Below are 20,376 nucleotides of genomic sequence, written 5' to 3'. Positions count from 1 at the left end.
ACGCATTTCGTCCTCTGAATGCGGTAGTTGCGCGGGCAAGAACCGCATTCAGAGGACTAAACGCGGCTAGGAAGAGGTCGGCGCGGCGAGCAGGCCCCGGTCGTAGGCGATCGCGACCGCCTCGGCCCGGCGGCTCGCGCCGAGTTTCGCCATCACGCGCGAAAGGTGGACGCTCACCGTCTTCTCGCTGATGTACAGCTCTTCGCCGACCTGCCGGTTGGTCCGGCCGAGCGCGACGCGTTCCAGCACGTCGCGTTCGCGATCGGTGAGCGGGTCGACGACGTCACGTCGCGGGGCCGCGGCCTCGCCGGGAAGCTCGACACGCGCCCGGTGGCTGAGCTCGCGGACGGCTTCGCGCAGCGGGCACGCGCCCAGCCGGTCGGCCACCGCGTGCACGGCCAGCAGCTCCGACGTCGCGAGCGCGGTGTCACCGTCGGACGCCAGCAAGGACTTCGCGTGCTGCAGGCGGCATATCGCCTGCTCGTACACCGCGCCGTACCCGAACGCCTCGACCGCCTTCGCCCACAGCTCCGGGTCTCCCGCGCCGCGCAGGCAGCTGCCGAGCGCCTCCAGCCGGGCGAGCCACGCCAGCGCCTCCGGGCCGAGCGACACCGAACGCGGGATGCCGTGTTCGGCGCAGTGGCGGCCGTGGGCGAGCATCTCCTCACCCGCTTTCACCGCCGCCTCGACCGTCGCGACATCGCCGCGCACCTTGGCTTCGGCAGCCTGTGCGACGGCGGCCGCGACGCCGTGCACGCTGATCCGGATCCCGCCGAGCACCGCGGGTTCGGTCTCTTCGAGCCAGTCGATCAGCTCGTGCGCCTGCCGCACCGCGCCCGCGTGGTCCCCCCGCCACGACGCGAGCTGGATGGCGGCGTCACCCGCCGCGAGCGCGATCGAGTAGTCCGCACTCCAGTGCTGACGCAAACTGGGGAGGATCTTGTCCGCGTCCGCGAACCGGCCTTGGCCGACGACGAACTGCGCCCAGATCGCCAGGAACCGCCCGGCGACGACACTCGAAACGCCTCGGCCCGCGCGACCGGCGTCATCGTTTTCCGGCCAGTCTCCGCTGACGTACCGCAGCGTGAGGTGCTTGGTCCGCAGCTCGATCCCGAACGAGCTCCAGGTCAGCCCGGTCTCCTTGGCCCGCTGGATGCCCTTGGCGTAGTACTTCAGCGCGGAGCGGATCTCGGCCCTGTCGTCGTAGCTCAGCCCGAGGAAGTGCAGCGCCCGCAGTTCGCCGTTGAGCGCGCCGGACTCCTTGGCCTTCCGCTCGGCCTCCCGCAGCCGCTCCCGCGCCTCTTCGACGTCGCCAGCCGAATCGGCCAGCGTCCCGAGCGAGACCAGCGCCGCCGCCTCCGCCCCGTCCGCGCCGACGGCCCTGGCGTCGGCGACCGCGGCCAGCGCGCATTGCAGCGCTTCTTCGTGCCTGTCGATCAGCCGCAGGATCCCGGCCCTGGTGGCGAGCACCCAGGCCCGCGCGGAACTCGCCTCGGTGTGCTCGACCAGCTCCCATGCCTTGTCGATCGCCTCGATGACCTCGTCCAGCGTGCCGTCGACCGCAAGCAGCGCCTCCGCGTGCCGTCGCCAGACCTTGGCGGACCGCTCGTTGCCGGTGTCCGGGCCGAGGGCCTCGGTCGCGGACCGCGAATAGGCGGCCGCCCGCTCCGGCTCCCCCGACGTGCTCGCGAAATACGACGCTTCGTGCAGCAACCGGAGTTCGTCGACCTCCGGCGGCCGGTCCGCCGCGGGCACGGCGTCCCAAATGGACAGTGCCTGCTCGACGTGCCGCAGCGCTGAACCGGGCGCGCCCAGCTTCTCCGCCTCGTCCATCGCGCGCAGCAACGCGGCCAGCGCGGTGACGAAGTCCTTGCTCTCCAGGCTGTGGTGCGCGAGCCGCGCGTCCTGGCCGCGCCCCTGCGTCCGGTTGCGGATGCGCGACGCGTAGGCCGCGTGCATGCGCACCCGCTCCCCCGGCAACAGGTCGCCGTAGACCGCTTCCTGCAACAGAGCGTGGCGGAAGGTGTAGAAACCGTTCTCGATCACCAGTACGTGATGTTGCACCGCTTCGCGCAGTGCCTCGTCGAGTTCGAGTTCGTCCAGACCGGAGATCTCGGCGAGCGCGGCGTGCGCCACCGCGTCCTTGGCGACCGAGACCACACGCAGCACGCGGCGGGTGATCTGGGAAAGCTGTTCCACCCGGGCGAGCAGCACTTCGGCAAGCCCGGCGGGGAGTTCACGGCAGTCCTTCGCCGACGCGAGCAACTCCTCGACGAAGAACGGATTGCCCTCGGAGCGGGCGACGATGTCGGCGATCATGTCCTGCGCGATCGGCTCGTCGGCCAGCGCCTCGACGAAGGCGCGCGCGTCCTCGGCGCCGAACGGTTTGACCTCGACGCGTTCGACCGCGCCGAGGCGCACCACCTCGGACAGCACGGCCCGGAGCGGATGCCGCCGGTGGACGTCCTCCTCGCGGTAGCTCGCCACCACCAGCAGCCGCTGGGTGCGCAGCCTCGTCAGCAGGAAGGACAGCAGGTTCCGGGTGGAGCCGTCGGCCCAGTGCAGATCCTCCAGCAGGATCACCACGGGCCGGCGTTGCGCGATGACGGTCAGCACCCCCAGTACCGCGTCGAACAGCTGGAGCTGGCCGAGGTCCTGTTCGGGCCGGAGCCGTTGCGTCGACACCCGTTCGCTCGCGGTGAGCTGACCGTCTTCGATGGCGGGGTAGTCCTCCGCCTGCTGCATCTGCGGGAGCAGCCTGCCCAGCGCCGGCCGGGCCCGGACCGCGGCGGTGACCGCGGGATCGGACGTCGTCGCCAACGGCGCGAGCGCCTCGGCGAACGGAAGATAAGGAAGACCGCCCTCATGGACGTCGATACAGCGCCCGGTGAGCACCAGGGCGACCGCGCCCGCGGCGAACTCGCCGAGCGCGGTCAGCAGTCGGGTCTTGCCGACGCCGGCGTCACCGGAGAGCAGCACCGCGCCGGCCTCGGCCCGTTCTGCACGGGCGAAGGCGGCGCGGAGCTGCCGCATCTCCTGAGTGCGGGCGACGATCGGGATTCCGGAGCCAAGACGGGGCACGAGGTGCATTCTTGCCTACCGGGCCGACAACTTCGCCTGTGTTTTAGCCGAGAGCTTCATCGCACTCGACCTCTACCGGGTGATCTCGCCGCTGCGGGCGGGCGCCTGTCGCGCCTCGCGCCGCTGCTGGGCGGGCACCCGTACTTCGGCGCGGTGCGCGCGGATGCGCTTGCCCGCCCGGCGGGCCCGGTCGACCCACACGCTGCGGCCCGCTCGCTGGAGCTCTTCGCGGCGGTACTCGACCTCGGCCAGTACTCCGGTGAGTAGAGCGTCGTTCGTGTTCATCACTGTTTCCCCTTAGGAACTCACTGCCTTGGTTGGTAGTGATGAGATTCGTCCTGAGGGGTGCCCTGCGGCATCGGGTGATCACCTACACCCGGACGTGATTCGACCCCTTACGCCGGCCTATCCCCTGCTCGGGCGGCGTAAGGGGTCGAGTTTCAGTGGTTCTGGGCGTGACCCGGGCCACTCGGCCGCACGGCGCCGAGCAGCCCCCGCCAAGCCTGCGGCGAGAGGCGGAAGGCACCTCCCTCGGGGTCCTTGGAGTCCCTCAGGGCGGCACCGGAACCGGTGAAGGCGACCTCGACGCAGTCGTTGCCGCCGCCACTGTGGCTGCTCTTGAACCACCGGGCCTGGGAAAGATCATCGTTGGGCGTCATGCTCCCCACTCCTTACTTTGTTTCCAGGGACTTCTCCGAGAGGGCCGCCCGTTCGGCGAACCTTCCGGCGGCCTCGGCGATCACCTCGACCGAGTCGTCCGGCTTCAACGCGGCGGCACGCAGATGGTCGAACATCAACGCGTATCGCCGGACGTCCGGGGGTTCCTCCAGGTAGAGCCCAGTGGAGGTGCTGTCGACGTAGACCACGTCGGTGTCGGCCAGTTCGGGGAAGCCCATGATGAGGAACGGACCCTCCATCCCGGGATGGGCCCCCGCGCCGAACGGCACGATCTGGACGGTCACGTTCGGCTGCGCCGCCATCGTGACCATCCGGTACAGCTGTTCCGCCATCACCTCGGGGCCGTCGACCGTGCGATGCAGGACCGCTTCGTCCATGACGGCCCAGTACTCCGGCGGCGAAGGATCGGTCAGCAGCTCCTGCCGCGCCATCCTCGCCGCGACCCTGCGCCTGATCTCGGCGTCTTCGGCGTCGGGCCGCATCGCCCTGATCACGGCCTTGGCGTAGCGCTCGGTCTGCAACAGTCCCGGCACCAGCAGCGCCTGGAACGCCCGCAGTGAACTCGCGTCCGCCTCCAGGCCGACGAAGGTGCCGGTGAACACCTCGTTATACGCATGCCACCAGCCGCGTTTGCGGGCTTCCCTGGCCAGCTGGACGAGCGCTTCCTGCTCGTCGCCCGCGATGCCGTACAGCTCGAGCATGTCGCGCGCGTCGCGCGGGGTGACGCCGACGTGCCCGGTCTCGATCCGGCTGACCTTCGACGCCGAGCATTCGAGCTTCTCGCTCACCTCGTCGATGGTGAGATCCGCCGCCTCGCGCAACCGCCTCAGCTCGCTCGCCAGCCGTCGGCGGCGCACGGTGGGCCCCTGACCCCTCGTCATCACGGCACCTCCACAGGGCTGTCCGAGCACCATCGATCGCGACACGGCGAGGAGAACAGTGTTCAGTAACGCCGCACGAAGCACATCTAACCAGCCCGAGACACATTCGGTGAGATGGTCACACCAGCATTTTCCGGCCCGGCCGGATTTTCATCCTGCAATTTGCAGATTGCCGTTGTAGGTTGAGCATTGTGCAACGCGGTACGCCCGCCTTCACCGGCGGCAGCGGACCCGTTCGCGGCACTGGCGCGGGGCCGCGAGCTGCACCGATGGGTTTCCGGAAGGATACCCGTCAAGGCCGGATTCACCCCCGGAGCAGGGCCGGAGCCGTCCCCCGATCGGTTCCGGCCCTCCCTTTATCTCCACCATTCCGTAATGCTCTGGCTCCAGATGTTAATGCGTTTCGCCATTCCCTCTAAAGGGTGGACAAGACGCCTCTCCGATGCGGAACGTCACCGTTCACACCACCCGGAGAAGACCTTCCTGCACGACGGTCGCGATATGCGTTCCGTCCGCGGCGAAGAACCGGCCGGTCGCCAAGCCGCGGGCACCCGACGCCGTCGGCGACGCGCTGTCGTAGAGGAACCACTCGTCGGCCCGGAACGGGCGATGGAACCAGAGCGCGTGGTCGAGGCTCGCGCCGATCACCTTGTCGAGGTCCCAGTAGACGCCGTGGCGCGCGAGGACCGAATCCAGGAGCGTCATGTCGGAGGCGTAAGTCAGGACGCAGACGTGCAGCAACTGCTGATCCGGGAGCTTGCCGTCGGCCCGCATCCAGACCTGGTTCCTGGCGGGCCGCTCGCCCGATTTCCTGGTCACCCACGGCGGGTCGTTGACGTATCGCAGGTCGATCGGGCGCGGCCGGTCGAGATTGCCCATGAAGTAGCCCTCGGCGCGCTCCTGCAACGTCGGGAGCGACTCGGGGTCCGGGACGTCCGGCATGCCCTCGGAGTGCTCGATGCCGCCCTCGTCCTTCTGGAACGAGGCGGACAGGGAGAAGATCGCCTTGCCGTGCTGGATGCCCACGACGCGGCGGGTGGTGAACGAACGGCCGTCGCGGATCCGGTCGACCTCGTAGACGATCGGGACACTCGGGTCGCCGCCGCGGATGAAATACGCGTGCAGCGAGTGGACCTTCCGCTCCTCGGGGACCGTGCGGCCCGCGGCGACCAGCGCCTGCCCGGCGACCTGCCCGCCGAACACCCGCACCGGCGAGTGGGCGGGCGAGACCCCGCGGAAGATGTTCTCCTCGATCTTCTCCAAGTCCAGCAACGCGACCAGCCGGTCGAGCACGGGCTGGCCGCCCACTCCGCCGGCGTTGTCGAAACCGGCCGCGGCTTCCCTGGCCATCTCAGTCATGTCCTGAACTTTAGGCCGTAAGGGTGCCCCGGTCCCGGGTGAGGCGGGACGTTTGTCGCGAAGGCCACCTTCGGGACAGGTGAGGACAACTCACGGCTCGCGGTGGTCGGTGTCTCTGGTGAGGGCGCGTACAGGTGGTCGTGCGGCCGAACTCCCCCGCGAGGCGTCCGCCTGATCACGCGTGTCGTCCATTCAGACACGCGTGTCGTCCATCCAGTCACGCGAGCCCACTCGACCACCCCAGCCCCGACGTAGTGAAGGCCTCCTTCCCTACTTTGAAGGTAGGGAAGGAGGCCTTCACGGCATAGTCGCGGCCTGGCGTGACCAGGGTCAGGCGTGGTCGTCCTCGCCGAGGCGGTGCACCCGGATGAGGTTGGTCGAGCCGACGGTCCCGGGCGGGGAACCGGCCACGATGACCACCAGGTCGCCCTTGGCGTACTTGCCCATTTCGAGCATCGCGTGGTCGACCTGCTGGATCATCTGGTCGGTGGAACCCACCTTCGGCACGATCCGCGTCGTGGTGCCCCAGGTCATCGCGAGCTGACTGCGGACGCTTTCCTCCGGCGTGAACGCCAGCAGCGGCAGCCGCGTGTGCAGCCGCGCGAGCCGGCGGACGGTGTCACCGGACTGGGTGAAGGCGACCAGCGCCTTGGCGTTCAGCCGCTCACCGATGTCACGGGCCGCGTAGGAGATGACGCCACGCTTGGTGCGCGGGACGTGCGAGAGCGGCGGCACGACCGGCGAGTCGGTCTCGACGGCCTCGATGATCCGGCCCATGGTCTGGACGACCTCGATCGCGTAGCGGCCGACGCTGGTCTCACCCGACAGCATGAGGGCGTCCGCGCCGTCGAGCACCGCGTTGGCGACGTCCGAGGCTTCGGCGCGGGTCGGCCGGGAGCTGTTGATCATCGACTCGAGCATCTGCGTCGCGACGATGACCGGCTTCGCGTTCTCGCGGGCGATCTGGATGGTGCGCTTCTGCACCAGCGGGACCTGCTCCAGCGGGAGTTCCACGCCGAGGTCACCACGAGCGATCATCACCGCGTCGAAGGCCAGCACGATGGCTTCGAGGTTGTAGACCGCTTCGGGCTTCTCGATCTTCGCGACCACCGGGAGGCGTCCCTTGCCGACGCGGTCCATCACCTGGTGGACCAGGTCGATGTCGGCGGGCGAGCGGACGAACGACAGCGCGATGAAGTCCACGCCGAGTTCGAGCGCGAACTCGAGGTCTTCGATGTCCTTTTCGGACAGCGCGGGGACGGAGACGTCCATCCCCGGCAGGGAAACGCCCTTGTTGTTGCTGACGGGGCCGCCTTCGGTGACCTCGCAGACGACGTCCGGGCCCTCGACCTGCTTGACGACGAGGCCGACCTTGCCGTCGTCCACGAGGAGACGGTCGCCGGGCTTCGCGTCGTCGGCGAGTCCTTTGTAGGTGGTCGAGACGCGGTCGTGCGTACCCGCGACGTCCTCGACGGTGATGCGCACGATGTCGCCGTTGTGCCACTCGACCGGACCGCCCGCGAAGGTGCCGAGACGGATCTTCGGCCCCTGAAGGTCGGCGAGGATGCCCACGGCGCGGCCGGATTCGGCGGCGGCGTTGCGGATGAGGTCGTAGACCTGCTTGTGGTCGCTGTGCGTCCCGTGACTGAAGTTCATCCTCGCGACGTCCATCCCGGCGTCGACGAGTTGCCGCATCTTCTCCGGCGTAGCGGTCGCGGGGCCCAGGGTACAAACGATCTTCGCGCGTCGGCTCACGTTCGTACAGCGTAGTCCCTCATCGCGGATACGTCTGTACCGATACCGAAAGTTCAAGAAAAGTGTCAGTTCACCTGGGATGGACAACCGCTGATCGGGGTTCGACGGTTATCGTCGCGGCTTCTCGCTCGGCCCGACCCGGTCACGGGCCCACTCGTTGAACGCGCGGACCTGCCGCCATGCCTTTCGCACCCGGTCGAGCGCGCCCCGTTCGTGCAGGACGTCGTCCGGTTCCCAGCCGCGGACGGCGTACACCGAGCGGTACCTCAGCAGGTCGATGCGGGGATGATCCTCGGCGAACCCGCGCGGCTTCGACTTGAGCCTGTCCCCCTTGACCTCCCAGCCCGCCTTCTCCAGCTTCGCGAGGATCTTGGCCAGTTCGGCGCCGCGCAGTTCGGTGTCGACGGCCTTGCGGAAGCGGGCGAGCTGATCGGACTCGAAGTGGAAGCAGCCGCCACCGACACGCAGCCCGGCCGGGCCGACCTCGACGTAGTACGCGCCGCCACCGCGGCCCTGCTCGATCACCGCGCCGCAATGGGTCTTGTACGGCGTCTTGTCCTTGGCGAACCGGACGTCGCGATACGGGCGGAACACCTTTCCCTCGCCGAAGCCGTCGCCGAACTCCGGCACCAGCTCGGCGAGCAGCGCCTCCATCGGCGCGCGGACGTCGGCCTTGTAGGTGGCGAGGTTCGCGTCCCAATAGGACTTGGAGTTGTCCGCCTCGAGACCGTCGTAGAAGTCGATGGCGTACTCGCCGAAACCCTCGAAACCCATGCGGTGACGTTAATCCCCACCCCCGACAGAAGCGCGTGAAGGCCCCCTTCCCTCGGCTGAGCCGAGGGAAGGGGGCCTTCACGCGCGCCCGAGAGAGGCTTACTTGGCCAGCGCGGTGATCAGCTCGCCGTCGGTCGTGTCACCGGACAGCTCCCAGAAGAAGGCACCGCCGAGACCCTGGTTCTTGGCGTAGGCGACCTTGCCGCCGATGGTCGCCGGGGTGTCGTAGCTCCACCAGTTGTTTCCGCACTTCGCGTACGCCGTACCCGCGACGGTGCCGGTGGCCGGGCACGTGGTCTTCAGGATCTTGTAGTCCTCGATACCCGCCTCGTAGGTGCCCTGCGCCGCGCCGGTGGCGGTGCCGGTGGTGGCGTCCTGGGTGACACCGGTCCAGCCGCGGCCGTAGAAACCGATACCCAGCAGCAGTTTGCCCGCCGGAACGCCCTTGCTCTTCAGCTTCTGGATCGCCGCGTCGGAGTGGAAGCCGGCGGTCGGGATGCCCGCGTAGTCGTTCAGCGGCGAATGCGGCGCGGTCGGGCCCTGCGCGGCCCAGGCGCCGAAGTAGTCGTAGGTCATGACGTTGTACCAGTCGAAGTACTGCGAAGCGCCGCCGTAGTCCGCGGCGTCGATCTTGCCGCCGTCGGTGCCGTCCGCGGTGATCGCGGCGGTGACGAGCTTCGAGCCGAACTTCTCCCGCAGGGCCTGCGCGAGGTTCTTGATGGCCGCCGCGCCGCTGGTGTCACAGGAGAGACCGCAGGCGTTCGGGTACTCCCAGTCGATGTCGATGCCGTCGAAGACGCCGGCCCAGCGCGGGTCGTTGACCAGGTTGTAGCAGGACTCCGCGAACTTGGCGGGGTTCTTCGCCGCCTCGCCGAAGCCACCGGACCAGGTCCAGCCGCCGAAGGACCACAGCACCTTGAGGTTCGGGTGCTTGACCTTGAGCTTCTTCAGCTGGTTGAAGTTCCCGCGCAGCGCGCCGTTGTCCCAGCTGTCGGCGACCCCGTCGACACTGCCGGCGGCGTCGTAGAACTTGCTGGTCGCCGCTTCCGCGTCGCCGATCGCGCAGCCACCGTTCGTCACGTTGCCGAACGAGTAGTTGATATGCGTCAGCTTGTTCGCCGAACCGGAGGTGTCGATGTTCTTCACATGGTAGTTCCGCTGGTAGACGCCCCATTCGGCGAAGTACCCGAGTACCTTGCCGACCGAGGCGTCCGGTGCGTCGGGAGCGGCGGTCGCCTGCTGCGCCGGGGCGGCGACGGCCAGCGCGCCCAGCGCGACGGCCGCGGCACCCACGATCGCGGTGAGCCTGCTCAAACGGGACATCGTTCTCCCTTCACGGTCACCTGCGGTGACGAGAGGACTGCGGCGGGACACGCACAAATTAAGTGGACTAGACCACTTCGTCAATGGTTCAGACCGCGACTTTCGGATGGACATTTTCGAACATTCCTTGACGGAAATATGCCGCGCGGGGCACATTTCCCGGATGATGCAGACTTTCGAGATCCTCGCCGAGCCGCGGCGGAGGACCATCCTGGACCTCTTGCGCGATGGCGAACGGTCGGTCAACGAGCTGGTCGAGGTCCTCGAATTGAGCCAACCGGCCGTATCGAAGCACCTGCGTGTCCTACGCGAGGCGGGTCTGGTCACCGTCCGCGTCGCCGCCCAGCGCCGCTGCTACCGGCTCCGCCCGGAGCCGCTCGCGGAGGTCGACGCCTGGCTCGCGCCGTACCGCCGGTTCTGGGAAGGCCGGATCGACGCGCTCGAGCGGCACCTCGACGAAGACAGTCAGTGAATAGGTAACGGCTCGAACGGGATTCCGCGGTCGGCCGCGCGCCGCGTCCCCCAGTCGTAGAGCGCCTGGAGTGCGGGGCGTAACCGCTCCCCTTCCTCGGTGAGCCGGTACTCGACGTGCGGCACCCGGCCTTCCCGGCTCTCGCGGAGCACGAGGCCGTCCGCCTCCAGTTCGCGCAGGTGCTGGGTCAGCATCTTCTCGCTGACGCCCGGCATCCGGCGCCGCAGTTCGCCGTACCGATGCACCCCTTCCTTCAGATGCGAGAGGATCACCGGCTTCCACTTGCCGCCGATGACGTCGACGGCGAGCTCGACCGCGCAGTGGTACCGCTTCATCGCCACTCCCGTTGGTACGCACCGAAAAGTAAGCGGTTGTCCGGAGCGGCCGGAGGATGGTTGCCTTGCCCGACCGGGAGATCATCGCCGCTGGGAGGACCCTACGTGACCGAGACGCCGACGTTGTACGAATGGGCGGGCGGGCTGGACGCCTTGCGACGGCTGACGGCCGTCTTCTACGGCCACGTGCTGAAGGACCCGTTGCTGGAGCCCGTCTTCCGCCAGATGGACCCCGGCCATCCCGAGCACGTGGCGGTCTGGCTCGCCGAGGTGTTCGGCGGCCCCGAGACCTACAGTCACGACCACGGCGGTCACCGGCACATGGTCGGACGGCATCTCGGTCGCGCCATCACCGAAGAGCAGCGCCGCCGTTGGGTGAACCTGCTCTTCGACGCCGCCGACGAGGCAGGGCTGCCCGCCGACCCCGAGTTCCGCTCCGCGTTCGCCGCCTACGTCGAATGGGGCAGCAGGCTCGCGGTGATGTTCTCCCAGCCCGGCCGCGAGGTCACCGTGCCCGAGCCGATGCCGAAGTGGGACTGGGGCAACCGCCCGCCCTGGCAGCCGCCGTCGGACTGAGTGCGGTCATAGTGGGGCGGTCGGGAAAGGAGGCCGCCGTGATCCGGGTCGACGGCCGGACCCTGCGCTGCGCGGACGTCGTGACCGCCGCGGGCACCGAGGGGCCGCTGGGCATTGACGTTTCCATCGCCGCGCTGCGCGGCGCCGAAAGCGCGTGGAAACTCGCCGAGGAGCTGAGCACGCGGCGGATCGTCTACGGCCGCACCACCGGCGTCGGCGCCAACAAGGAGGATCCGGTCGGCGAAGGCGAGTCGCCGGATCACGGGCTGCGGCTGCTGCGCAGTCACGCCGGCGGCAGCGGCGATGTCATGTCCCCCGCCCAGACCAGGGGGATGATGCTGATCCGGCTCAACCAGCTGCTGGCCGGACGGTCCGGGCTCAGCCCGGAGCTGATCGGGGCGCTGGCCGCCGCGGTGCGGACCGGGTCGCTGCCGCTGGTGCACCGGCTCGGCGCGATCGGCACCGGCGACCTCGCCCCGCTCGCGGAGACCGCGCTCGCCCTCACCGGCGAACGGCCGTGGCTGACCGGCGGTGTGCCGCCGGTACCCGTGCAGGCCGGTGACGCGCTCGCGTTCATGAGCAGCAACGCCGCCACCCTGGCCGAAGCGACGCTCGCGGCGATGCGGCTCGACACGCTGACGCGGGCGAGTCACGTGGTCGCGGCACTGACCTACATCGCGCTCGACGGGAACCCGGAGGCGTACGCGACTCCTGTGCACGAAGCGCGTCCGCACGCCGGGCAGGTCGCGTGCGCGGCGGAGATGCGGCGACTGCTCGGGATGGAGGGCACGCCCAAACCCGGCAGGCGCATCCAGGACCCGTTCGGGCTCCGCGCTTTCCCGCAGGTTCAGGGGCCGGCGCTGGACGCGATCCACTATCTGCGCGACGTGCTCGCGGTGGAGATCAACGCCAGCACCGAGAACCCGATGATCTCGACGGTGCACCAGGACGCCTACCACCACGCGCATTTCCACACCGCGTACGTCTCGACCGCGCTCGACCAGGTGCGGGCGACCGTCCACCAGGTCGCGGAGCTGTCGGTGGCCCGCCTCGGCGACCTGGTGGAACCGGAGTTCACCGGGCTGCGGCCGTTCCTCGCGGCCGGGCCGTCGGGCAGTTCGGGCGTGATGATCCTGGAGTACGTCGCCCACGACGCGCTCACCGAACTCCGGCAGGCCGCGCTCCCGGCGACGCTGGGCACCGCCGTCGTCTCGCGCGGGATCGAAGACCACGCGAGCTTCTCCACCCAGGCCGCGCGGGCGGCGACCGCGGCCGGGACGGCCTACCAACAGGTCCTGGCGTGTGAGCTGGTCGCGGCCGTCCGGGCGCTGCGGATGCGGAAGGCCGAACTCGTCTCCCTGCCCGCGCGGGACGCCTACGAGACCGCCGCCGCCGTGCTCGATCCGAGCGTCGAGGACCGGCCACTCACCGAGGACATCGCGCGCGCCGTCTCGCTTTTGGACACCTTCTCGCTCATCTGACTCCTCCGATGTCGAGAACCGCCGGACGGCGTCGTCCCCGGGGCAGCACACACCACAGCGAGGAGATCACCATGGGCATCCGGCAGCTGGACCACGTCGGCGTCATCGTCAGCGACCTCACGGCCGCCGTCGCGTTCTTCGTCGAGTTCGGCCTCGAACTGGAAGGCAAGATGACGATGGAGAGCGACCTGGCGGACCGCATCACCGCGGTCGGGCAGGCCAAATCGGAGATCGCGATGGTGCGCGTCCCCGGCGGCGACGGGCGGCTCGAGCTCATCCAGTACCTCACCCCCGAGTCCCACTCCGGCGACTCGCACGCTCCGGCCAACACGCTCGGTCTGCGCCACCTCGCCTTCCAGGTCGACGACATCGAAGGCGTCCTCGACCGGGTGCGGCCCCACGGAGGCACGCTCGTGGGCGAAGTCGTGAACTACGAGGACACCTTTCGGCTCTGCTACCTTCGCGGCCCCGACGGGATCATCATCGAGCTGGCCGAGAAGCTCGGCTGACACCTCAGCAGCAACAACCCCGCCGGGCGAGGGCCCGGATCCGGGGACTCGTCGCGGGCCGGTTCGCGGCGGCCTCGACGGCGGCGAGCATCCGCCCTCGCTCAGCCCTGTCGAGCACGCGGCCGCGGGTGATGACGGTGTCGATCTTCGCGACGTTGCGGATGTCGGCGGCCGGGTTCGCGTCCAGCAGCACGAGATCCGCCTCCTTCCCCGCCGCGACGGTGCCCGAAGTCCTTTCCCTGCCGAGGAACTTCGCGGCGTCGCCGGTGACGGTCTTCAACGCCCGCACCGGCGAAAGCCCGGCCTCGACCAGGAAGCCGAGCTCCTCGTGCAGTCCGCTGCCGGGGAAGGTGTACGGGTTGAGGCAGTCGGTGCCGCCGATGAGCCCGACGCCCGCTTCGTGCGCGACGCCGACCAGCCGCAGCGTCTCCTGGTAGTACCGCTCCTGAAGGGCGATCTCCGACGGCGTCTTCGGCGCGAACAATTCGATGCCCTTGACCCAGCTCTCGCGCAGGTCCGCGGGGACGTATTTCAGCCGGGGGTCCTGCTGGTGGGTTTCGGCGGGCTGGGTGACCACCCGGTTGATCGTCAGCGTCGGCGAGTGCCAGGTGCCGTTGCACCGCAGCCCGCCGAAGTAGGCCCGCGCCACTCCGGGGTCGTACGTGGTGACCGATTCGAACTCCAGTTGCCGCGCGAGGTTGAAGAAGGCACGCGGAGCCGCTGGGTCGTACGGCGTCGTTTTCAGCCTGCCGAGGATCTCGTCGCGCCGGGACGAACAGTGGACGGACACCCCGAAGAAATGCTCGAAGCTGTGCTGGCCGAGGTCGCTCGCCTCGCGGTGCGACAGCTTGTACGGCCAATGCCCGGAGAACCTCAGGCCCTGGTGGCGCGCCTCGTCCGCGATCGCTCGCACGGCGTCGGACCCGAGGTAGGAGTAGGTCTTCACGAACTCGGCGCCCGCGGCCTTCTCCGCGCGGACGGCGGCCCGCGCCTCGGCCGCCGTCGTCACCTGGAGCACCGGCGGGCCAAGGAGCGTGACCGGCCCGTCGACGATCCCGCTCGCCAGGACGAACCGCGGGCCGAGCAGCTCGCCGCGTTCGATCTTGTCCCTGGTCGCGCGGTTCTCCGCGTACCCCCACATCTCACGGGCGCCCGTGACGCCGTGGACGAGGTGCAGCGGCGGGACGATCTCTTCCAGGTCCGCGCCGTGGGTGTGCATGTCCCAGAGCCCGGGGATGAGGTACTTGCCGCGGCCGTCGATCACCCGGGCGCCACCGGTTTCCGGAACCTGGCCGGAGGCGCCGACCCAGGCGATCCGGTCGCCGGCGAGCACGACCGAGACGTCACGCCGCGGCGCCGAACCCGTGCCGTCGATCAGCGTGACCCGGTCGATGACGACGATCTCGACCGTGTCCGCGGCGGCTGTACCGGGCAGCAGCCCGGCGAGCGCCACCCCGGTCCCGCCGGCGGCCAGCCATCTCAGGAACTCGCGCCTGCTGGATCCCGCACCCGCCATGAGAACCGCCGCCCTTCCACCCAGATCCCCCAGGCGGCCGATTCAACTCGCCGAGATGGAGGCGCCGCAAGGAAAGCGAAGGCCCCTTACCCGAGCTCAGCACAAAGTAAGGGGCCTTCTCCTGAAACACGGCTCAGCCGAAGAAGACCTCGGCCTCTTCGTACCGCTCGACCGGGACGGTCTTCAGCTCGGCGGTCGCCTCGGAGAGCTTGACGCGGACGATGTCGGTGCCGCGCAGCGCGGTCATCACGCCGAAATCACCGTCGGCGACGGCGTCGACGGCGTTGAGCCCGAACCGGGTGGCGAGCACGCGGTCGTACGCCGTCGGGGTGCCGCCGCGCTGGACGTGCCCGAGCACGACCGCACGGGACTCCTTGCCGGTGCGGGCGGCGATCTCGTCGGCCAGCCAGGTGCCGATGCCGCCGAGCCGGACATGCCCGAAGGCGTCCTTCTCACCGGTCAGCAGCTTCTCCTCGCCGCCCTCGGGCAGCGCGCCCTCGGCGACCACGATGATCGGCGCGTACTCCTTCTCGAAGCGGCGCTCGACCCACGAGACGACCTGGTCGACGCTGAAGTGCCGCTCCGGCACCAGGATCACGCTCGCGCCCCCGGCGAGACCGGAGTGCAGCGCGATCCAGCCCGCGTGACGGCCCATGACCTCGACGACGAGGGCGCGGTGGTGCGACTCGGCCGTGGTGTGCAGCCGGTCGATGGCCTCGGTGGCGATCGAGACAGCCGTGTCGAAGCCGAACGTGTAGTCGGTGGCGCCGAGGTCGTTGTCGATCGTCTTGGGCACCCCGACGACGCCGATACCGTCGTCCGTGAGCCGCTTCGCGACGCCGAGGGTGTCTTCGCCGCCGATCGCGATCAGCGCGTCGACCTGCTGCTCGGCGAGCACGGCCTTGATCTTGTCGACCCCGCCCTCGACCTTGTACGGGTTGGTCCGCGACGAACGCAGGATCGTGCCGCCGCGGGTCAGGATGTCCTCGACGTCGTTCAGGCCGAGCGGGCGGCTGTCCCCGGTGAGGGGACCGTTCCAGCCGTTGCGGAACCCGACGATGTCCCAGCCGTGTACCTCGATGCCCTTGCGCACCACAGCGCGGATCACCGCGTTGAGCCCCGGGCAGTCGCCACCGCCGGTCAGCACACCGACACGCATGAGAAGCCTCCGTCTTGTGTTCCGTAGAGATGACAGTCACATGTCCCGCCGCCAGCGTAGCGGGAGTTCTCTGGATCGGTGCAGGGCGGACCACCTCGGGAATCGGTCCACGTCCGCGATGTGCTAGCTTGGCGCCGTGCAGCGCTATTTCTGGTTTACGAAGCCGGCCCCGGGTGGGCACGGCGGCGTGAACCTGCGCTGACCTCCACCCCGAGCCGGAATCACACCGGCTCGGCGTGTTCCCGCGGGTCGGTATCCCTTTCGAAAGGAACCAGACCCGCGATGTCTCCCTCCGCTGACACCCTGATCGCCCTCGACGGGCACCGCACGGCGGCCATCGACCCGCTGCTGTCGCCCGCGATGCTGCGGCACGAACATCCGATGACGGCGGAAATCGCCGATACCGTCCTAGCCGGGCGGGCCTCGGCCGTCGACATCCTCGACGGCCGGGACGACCGGCTCCTCGTCGTCGTCGGGCCCTGCTCGGTGCACGACACGGACGCCGCGCTCGACTACGCCCGCCGCCTCGCCGCCAAGGCCGAAGAACACCGCCGCGACCTGCACATCGTCATGCGCGTCTACTTCGAGAAGCCGCGGACCACGCTCGGCTGGAAGGGCCTGATCAACGACCCCGGCCTCGACGGCACCTACGAGGTCAACCACGGTCTCCGGATGGCGCGCAAACTGCTGCTCGACATCTCGGCGCTCGGGCTGCCGGTCGGCTGCGAATTCCTCGACCCGATCACCCCGCAGTTCATCTCCGACACCGTGACCTGGGGTTCCATCGGCGCGCGGACCGCGGCGAGCCAGGTGCACCGGCAGCTGTGCAGCGCGCTGTCGATGCCGGTCGGGATCAAGAACTCGACCGAGGGCGACGTCCGGGTCGCCGTCGACGCCACCCGCGCGGCCGGCGCGAGCCACGTCTTCGCCGGGATCAACCCCGACGGGCTCGCCGCGCTGATCACCACCGCGGGCAACGAGGACTGTCACGTGATCCTGCGCGGCAGCTCCGCCGGTCCGAACTACGACGCCGCGACAGTGGCGGACACGCTGGCGCGGCTCGCGAAGTCCGGGCTGCCGGAGCGCGTGATCATCGACGCGAGCCACGGCAACAGCGCCAAGGACCACGTGCGCCAGGCTTCGGTCGTCCGCGAACTCGCCGGGCGGATCGGCGCCGGTGAGCGGGGCATCGCGGGGCTGATGCTGGAAAGCTTCCTGGTGGCGGGCCGGCAGGACCTGACGCTGGGCTCGGCTTCGTCGCTGACCTACGGGCAGTCGATCACGGACGCCTGCCTCGGCTGGGAGACGACCGCGGAACTGCTGGACACGCTCGCGAAGGCGGTGGACTCGCGCCGCTGACGGATCCCGGCGGCTGCAATGAACGGTCCTTTACTTGCAAAATTTGCCATGAAAGGACCGTTCCTTGCATGGCGCGGCGGGGTGGGAGGCCAGGGGCTTAAGCCGCGAAGGGAGCTTTCGTCGCATGGCACGCGGGGATGGCGTCCTTTGCGTCAGGCCCATTCGTAGTGAGGGCCTCCTTCCCTACCTTGAGGGTAGTGAAGGAGGCCTTCACGGACTCTGGACCGCCACTCCAGTCCCAGCAGCCGCACCAGTCACAAGCGCCGCACGTGAAGGCCAGCCCAAGTACATGAAGGACCCCATCCTTGCGCCTAGGTACAGGAAGGGGGCCTTCACGTACTTCAGGCAGGGACCTACCGGTGCCAGTAAGACTCGATGATCTGCCACCGCTGGTAGTTGTGCCGCGCGTCGGCCAGCGCGTCGTGCTGGTCGTCCGGGGCGGCGGGCAGCTTCGGCTTGCCCGCGTCCTCCCAGCGTTGCCGCAGGTCACGCGTGAAGCGCGGCAGCTGGCGCGGCAGCGCGGGCATCGGACCCCACAGTTGCGCCAGCGCGACGTGGTCGTAGGCGGCGAACCAGGCCCACAGTTCGATCCCGCCTGGCGGCTTGCCGAAGAACTCGAGCAGGTCCGTGCGGATCTTCTCGCGGCTGCGCCACGCCGGGTCGGCTGGCGACGGGAGTTTCGGGAGCACGTGGTCGCGGACCCAGGGGCCCGCCTTGCCGGGATCGAAATCGGTCGAGACCGCGTAGAACTCGCGGCCTCTTTCGTCCACGACACCGATCGACACCAGATCGATGGTCACGCCGTCCTCAATGAATTCGGTGTCGTAGAAAAAGCGCACCGGAGAACCCTAGTGGGGCCTCAGCCGACCTTGGTGTCCGGGATACGGGCGACGTCGTGGGCGGACGGCTGCGCGGGCACCTTGGGGCGGATTCCCGCCTCCTCGGCGGCGAGCAGTTCCTTCGCCTTGGCGGCGTAGATGTCGACGTACTCCTGGCCGGAGAGCTCCATGAGGGCGTACATGATCTCGTCGGTGATGGACCGCTCGATGAACCTGTCGCCGGCGAGGCCTTCGTAGCGCGAGAAGTCGAGCGGCTTGCCGAAGCGGATCTCGAGGCGGCGCGGCCACCACATCTTCGAGCCGATCGGGTTCACCTTGTCGGTGCCGACCATGGCCACCGGGACCACGACGCCGCCGGACTCCAGCGCGATCCGCGCGACGCCGGTCTTGCCCTTGTACAGGCGGCCGTCCGGGGAGCGGGTGCCTTCGGGGTAGATGCCGAGGAGGTGCCCTTCGCGGACCAGCCGGGTCGCGGTGTCGAGCGCGGCCTGTGCGGCGTTGCCGCCGGAACGGTCGATCGGGAACTGGCCGACGCCGGTGAAGAACCACTTCTTCAACAGGCCCTTGAAGCCTCTTTCGGTGAAATACTCCGATTTGGCCGGGAAGGTCACCTTGCGCTTGACGCGCAGCGGCATGAAGAAGGAGTCGGCCACCGCGAGGTGGTTGCCCGCGAGGATCGCGCCACCGTCGTCGGGGATGTTCTCCGCGCCGACGACTTTGGTGGGCCACAGCGCCTTGAGCAGTGGCCCGATAAACACGTGTTTCATGAGCCAGTACAGCACTGCGAAAACTCCTCCTAGCAGCTCAACCCCCGCGCCCGATGGTCAAGACTACGAATCGCGCACTCTTGGCACAACGAAGTCCACCCGGTTACCCGCGGCCAGCGACGGATCTCACACCCGATCCGGCCTGATTCCGGCAGTGGCCGGGGGCCCACAAGCCGCTCCGGTCGTGCGAACATAGTAGACCTACCCAGCTCTCACGGAAGGCGATCGCATGGCCGTCCTCGCCGGCGCGGAACCGTTCGCTCACACCGGTTCGTCCGAAGCAGGGTTCCTGCTGTGCCACGGGTTCACCGGCACCCCCGCGAGTATGCGGCCCTGGGGCGACCATCTGGCCGAGGCCGGTTACACGGTGCGTTGCCCGCTGCTCCCCGGGCACGGGACCCGGTGGCAGGACATGAACCGGACAGGCTGGGAAGACTGGTACGGCGCGGTCCGCGAAGAGCTGCTGGCGCTCTTCTCGACCTGCGACACGGTGTTCGTCGCCGGGATGTCGATGGGCGGGACGCTGACGCTGCGGCTGGCCGAGGAGTTCGGCGACCGGATCGCCGGCATCGTGCTGGTGAACCCGTCGGTGCTGACCCTGCGGTGGGACGCCAAACTGCTGCCCGTCCTGTCGCGGATCCTGCCGTCGGTGCCGGGCGTGGCCAACGACATCGCGAAGCCGGGCGAGACGGAGCTGGCCTACTCGCGGACGCCTGTGCGCGCCGCGGCGAGCCTGGCGAAGCTGTGGAAGCTCACCCGCGCGGATCTGGGCAAGGTGACCCAGCCCGTGCTCCTGCTCCATTCGGCCGTCGACCACATCGTGGAGCCGGTCAACTCCCAGGTGATCCTCGACGGGATCGGCAGCGATGACGTGACCGAGGTGGTGCTGGAGAACAGCTTCCACGTCGCCACGCAAGACCACGACGCGGGCCTGATCTTCACGCGTACGGTGGACTTCGCCCGGTCCGTGCGCCGGGCGGGACAGGTGGACGCCGGATGAGCAGAGGCAAGGACGGGCCGGAGGACGTCGACGCGACGTTCGCCGAGATCGTGGCCGACCTCCGTGCGGAGGGCGTCGGGCTGTTCCCGGAAGACGACCTGGAGAAACCGGCCGGGAAGACGAGGGAAAAGCCCGCCGAGAAGGCACCCCGGCCCGAGCAGTCGGACGCCGAATCCGAAGCGGGCTGGCGAGGCGGCGGCACCAGCTGGGACAAGACCCTCTTCGAGGACGATCCCGCCGGGCCGGGTGAGGACGAGGGCCACTTCGTGCCGCCCGAGCCGCCTCCCCTGCCGCGTCCGCGCAAGGGCGCCTTCATCGTCCTGCTGTTCTTCGTGGTCGGCCTGCTGCTCCTGATCGCGCCCAATCTGATCGGCATGGGCACGCGGCTCGGCACCCCGCTCGGCATCCTCGCCCTCGCGACCGCGATCGCCCTGCTCCTGCTGCGGGTTCGCCAGGGGCCGCCGCCCGGCGCGGATCCGCACAACGGCGCCCAGGTCTGAACTGCCGGACAA

20 protein-coding genes are annotated in these 20,376 nt (G+C 69.2%); 7 read left to right on the top strand and 13 right to left on the bottom strand.

The features are described from left to right. Nucleotides 1-66: 66 nt before the first annotated feature. From DMH03_RS20125 to DMH03_RS20090, 8 genes are all read right to left on the bottom strand, one after another. Nucleotides 67-3,090: a helix-turn-helix transcriptional regulator gene (locus tag DMH03_RS20125; RefSeq protein ID WP_125793532.1), complete on the bottom strand. Its 3,024-nt coding sequence runs from the start codon at nucleotides 3,088-3,090 to the stop codon at nucleotides 67-69. Nucleotides 3,091-3,153: 63 nt separating this feature from the next. Beyond that, nucleotides 3,154-3,366, bottom strand: coding sequence for a hypothetical protein (locus tag DMH03_RS20120; RefSeq protein ID WP_125785453.1), 213 nt, complete (start codon nucleotides 3,364-3,366; stop codon nucleotides 3,154-3,156). 155 nt (nucleotides 3,367-3,521) lie between these two features. Further along, nucleotides 3,522-3,740: a DUF397 domain-containing protein gene (locus DMH03_RS20115; RefSeq protein ID WP_125785452.1), complete on the bottom strand. Its 219-nt coding sequence runs from the start codon at nucleotides 3,738-3,740 to the stop codon at nucleotides 3,522-3,524. 12 nt (nucleotides 3,741-3,752) lie between these two features. Then, nucleotides 3,753-4,640 carry a helix-turn-helix transcriptional regulator gene (locus DMH03_RS20110; protein ID WP_125793531.1) on the bottom strand — a complete coding sequence of 296 codons (888 nt, stop codon included), beginning with the start codon at nucleotides 4,638-4,640 and terminating at the stop codon, nucleotides 3,753-3,755. 459 nt (nucleotides 4,641-5,099) lie between these two features. Then, entirely contained in the window at nucleotides 5,100-5,999 is a 900-nt protein-coding gene (locus DMH03_RS20105; protein WP_125793530.1) for an acyl-CoA thioesterase II, read from the bottom strand. Nucleotides 6,000-6,329: 330 nt separating this feature from the next. Next, complete coding sequence (gene pyk, locus DMH03_RS20100; protein ID WP_125793529.1) at nucleotides 6,330-7,754, bottom strand: pyruvate kinase; 1,425 nt, start codon at nucleotides 7,752-7,754, stop codon at nucleotides 6,330-6,332. Between the two features lie 108 nt (nucleotides 7,755-7,862). Further along, nucleotides 7,863-8,528 (bottom strand): DUF2461 domain-containing protein, encoded by a 666-nt coding sequence (locus DMH03_RS20095; protein WP_125793528.1) that lies wholly within the window; start codon nucleotides 8,526-8,528, stop codon nucleotides 7,863-7,865. 99 nt (nucleotides 8,529-8,627) lie between these two features. Next, nucleotides 8,628-9,851, bottom strand: coding sequence for a glycoside hydrolase family 18 protein (locus DMH03_RS20090; protein ID WP_125793527.1), 1,224 nt, complete (start codon nucleotides 9,849-9,851; stop codon nucleotides 8,628-8,630). 163 nt (nucleotides 9,852-10,014) lie between these two features. Between DMH03_RS20090 and DMH03_RS20085 the strand changes: the two genes are divergently transcribed. Further along, complete coding sequence (locus DMH03_RS20085) at nucleotides 10,015-10,323, top strand: metalloregulator ArsR/SmtB family transcription factor (protein WP_037304077.1); 309 nt, start codon at nucleotides 10,015-10,017, stop codon at nucleotides 10,321-10,323. On the opposite strand, the gene DMH03_RS20080 is transcribed toward DMH03_RS20085, so the two are convergent. Further along, complete coding sequence (locus DMH03_RS20080; RefSeq protein WP_125785446.1) at nucleotides 10,317-10,658, bottom strand: helix-turn-helix domain-containing protein; 342 nt, start codon at nucleotides 10,656-10,658, stop codon at nucleotides 10,317-10,319. The two genes, DMH03_RS20085 and DMH03_RS20080, sit on opposite strands and share 7 nt — an antisense overlap. A 105-nt stretch (nucleotides 10,659-10,763) precedes the next feature. Between DMH03_RS20080 and DMH03_RS20075 the strand changes: the two genes are divergently transcribed. The 3 genes from DMH03_RS20075 to DMH03_RS20065 all read left to right on the top strand — a co-directional run bounded on the left by DMH03_RS20075 (nucleotide 10,764) and on the right by DMH03_RS20065 (nucleotide 13,224). Continuing rightward, a complete protein-coding gene (locus DMH03_RS20075; protein ID WP_125793526.1) occupies nucleotides 10,764-11,234 on the top strand; it encodes a group II truncated hemoglobin in 471 nt (156 codons plus the stop codon). A 38-nt stretch (nucleotides 11,235-11,272) separates the two neighbouring features. After that, complete coding sequence (locus tag DMH03_RS20070) at nucleotides 11,273-12,715, top strand: aromatic amino acid ammonia-lyase (RefSeq protein ID WP_125793525.1); 1,443 nt, start codon at nucleotides 11,273-11,275, stop codon at nucleotides 12,713-12,715. A gap of 71 nt (nucleotides 12,716-12,786) precedes the next feature. Continuing rightward, a complete protein-coding gene (locus DMH03_RS20065) occupies nucleotides 12,787-13,224 on the top strand; it encodes a VOC family protein (RefSeq protein WP_125793992.1) in 438 nt (145 codons plus the stop codon). Nucleotides 13,225-13,228: 4 nt separating this feature from the next. On the opposite strand, the gene DMH03_RS20060 is transcribed toward DMH03_RS20065, so the two are convergent. Both DMH03_RS20060 and DMH03_RS20055 read right to left on the bottom strand, forming a co-directional pair. Beyond that, nucleotides 13,229-14,740 carry an amidohydrolase family protein gene (locus DMH03_RS20060; protein ID WP_125793524.1) on the bottom strand — a complete coding sequence of 504 codons (1,512 nt, stop codon included), beginning with the start codon at nucleotides 14,738-14,740 and terminating at the stop codon, nucleotides 13,229-13,231. Nucleotides 14,741-14,873: 133 nt separating this feature from the next. Then, nucleotides 14,874-15,899, bottom strand: coding sequence for a 6-phosphofructokinase (locus DMH03_RS20055; protein ID WP_125793523.1), 1,026 nt, complete (start codon nucleotides 15,897-15,899; stop codon nucleotides 14,874-14,876). A 282-nt stretch (nucleotides 15,900-16,181) separates the two neighbouring features. Here DMH03_RS20055 and DMH03_RS20050 point away from each other — a divergent pair, with 282 nt between their 5' ends. Then, nucleotides 16,182-17,258 (top strand): 3-deoxy-7-phosphoheptulonate synthase, encoded by a 1,077-nt coding sequence (locus DMH03_RS20050; protein WP_125793522.1) that lies wholly within the window; start codon nucleotides 16,182-16,184, stop codon nucleotides 17,256-17,258. A 353-nt stretch (nucleotides 17,259-17,611) separates the two neighbouring features. On the opposite strand, the gene DMH03_RS20045 is transcribed toward DMH03_RS20050, so the two are convergent. Both DMH03_RS20045 and DMH03_RS20040 read right to left on the bottom strand, forming a co-directional pair. Continuing rightward, on the bottom strand, nucleotides 17,612-18,097 hold the full coding sequence (locus tag DMH03_RS20045) for a polyadenylate-specific 3'-exoribonuclease AS (RefSeq protein WP_034322519.1): 486 nt from the start codon (nucleotides 18,095-18,097) through the stop codon (nucleotides 17,612-17,614). Between the two features lie 20 nt (nucleotides 18,098-18,117). Beyond that, nucleotides 18,118-18,879, bottom strand: a complete 762-nt coding sequence (locus DMH03_RS20040) for a 1-acyl-sn-glycerol-3-phosphate acyltransferase (protein ID WP_125793521.1) — start codon at nucleotides 18,877-18,879, stop codon at nucleotides 18,118-18,120. A 214-nt stretch (nucleotides 18,880-19,093) separates the two neighbouring features. Between DMH03_RS20040 and DMH03_RS20035 the strand changes: the two genes are divergently transcribed. Beyond that, nucleotides 19,094-19,864, top strand: a complete 771-nt coding sequence (locus DMH03_RS20035; protein WP_125793520.1) for a carboxylesterase — start codon at nucleotides 19,094-19,096, stop codon at nucleotides 19,862-19,864. Continuing rightward, a complete protein-coding gene (locus tag DMH03_RS20030; protein WP_125793519.1) occupies nucleotides 19,861-20,364 on the top strand; it encodes a hypothetical protein in 504 nt (167 codons plus the stop codon). The genes DMH03_RS20035 and DMH03_RS20030 overlap by 4 nt, the downstream gene beginning before the upstream one ends. Nucleotides 20,365-20,376: the final 12 nt, after the last annotated feature.

The sequence above is a fragment of the Amycolatopsis sp. WAC 01376 genome (assembly GCF_003947415.1).
Lineage (GTDB): Bacteria > Actinomycetota > Actinomycetes > Mycobacteriales > Pseudonocardiaceae > Amycolatopsis.
Note: the sequence above shows the minus strand (reverse complement) of the source record. Positions and strands in the feature narration are given on the sequence as shown.

Coding starts and splice junctions, on each gene's coding strand:
- DMH03_RS20125 (WP_125793532.1), bottom strand. CDS start 3,090: ATGCACCTCGTGCCCCGTCTTGGCTCCGGAATCCCGATCGTCGCCCGC.
- DMH03_RS20120 (WP_125785453.1), bottom strand. CDS start 3,366: ATGAACACGAACGACGCTCTACTCACCGGAGTACTGGCCGAGGTCGAG.
- DMH03_RS20115 (WP_125785452.1), bottom strand. CDS start 3,740: ATGACGCCCAACGATGATCTTTCCCAGGCCCGGTGGTTCAAGAGCAGC.
- DMH03_RS20110 (WP_125793531.1), bottom strand. CDS start 4,640: ATGACGAGGGGTCAGGGGCCCACCGTGCGCCGCCGACGGCTGGCGAGC.
- DMH03_RS20105 (WP_125793530.1), bottom strand. CDS start 5,999: ATGACTGAGATGGCCAGGGAAGCCGCGGCCGGTTTCGACAACGCCGGC.
- DMH03_RS20095 (WP_125793528.1), bottom strand. CDS start 8,528: ATGGGTTTCGAGGGTTTCGGCGAGTACGCCATCGACTTCTACGACGGT.
- DMH03_RS20090 (WP_125793527.1), bottom strand. CDS start 9,851: ATGTCCCGTTTGAGCAGGCTCACCGCGATCGTGGGTGCCGCGGCCGTC.
- DMH03_RS20085 (WP_037304077.1), top strand. CDS start 10,015: ATGATGCAGACTTTCGAGATCCTCGCCGAGCCGCGGCGGAGGACCATC.
- DMH03_RS20080 (WP_125785446.1), bottom strand. CDS start 10,658: ATGAAGCGGTACCACTGCGCGGTCGAGCTCGCCGTCGACGTCATCGGC.
- DMH03_RS20065 (WP_125793992.1), top strand. CDS start 12,787: ATGGGCATCCGGCAGCTGGACCACGTCGGCGTCATCGTCAGCGACCTC.
- DMH03_RS20060 (WP_125793524.1), bottom strand. CDS start 14,740: ATGGCGGGTGCGGGATCCAGCAGGCGCGAGTTCCTGAGATGGCTGGCC.
- DMH03_RS20055 (WP_125793523.1), bottom strand. CDS start 15,899: ATGCGTGTCGGTGTGCTGACCGGCGGTGGCGACTGCCCGGGGCTCAAC.
- DMH03_RS20050 (WP_125793522.1), top strand. CDS start 16,182: ATGTCTCCCTCCGCTGACACCCTGATCGCCCTCGACGGGCACCGCACG.
- DMH03_RS20035 (WP_125793520.1), top strand. CDS start 19,094: ATGGCCGTCCTCGCCGGCGCGGAACCGTTCGCTCACACCGGTTCGTCC.
- DMH03_RS20030 (WP_125793519.1), top strand. CDS start 19,861: ATGAGCAGAGGCAAGGACGGGCCGGAGGACGTCGACGCGACGTTCGCC.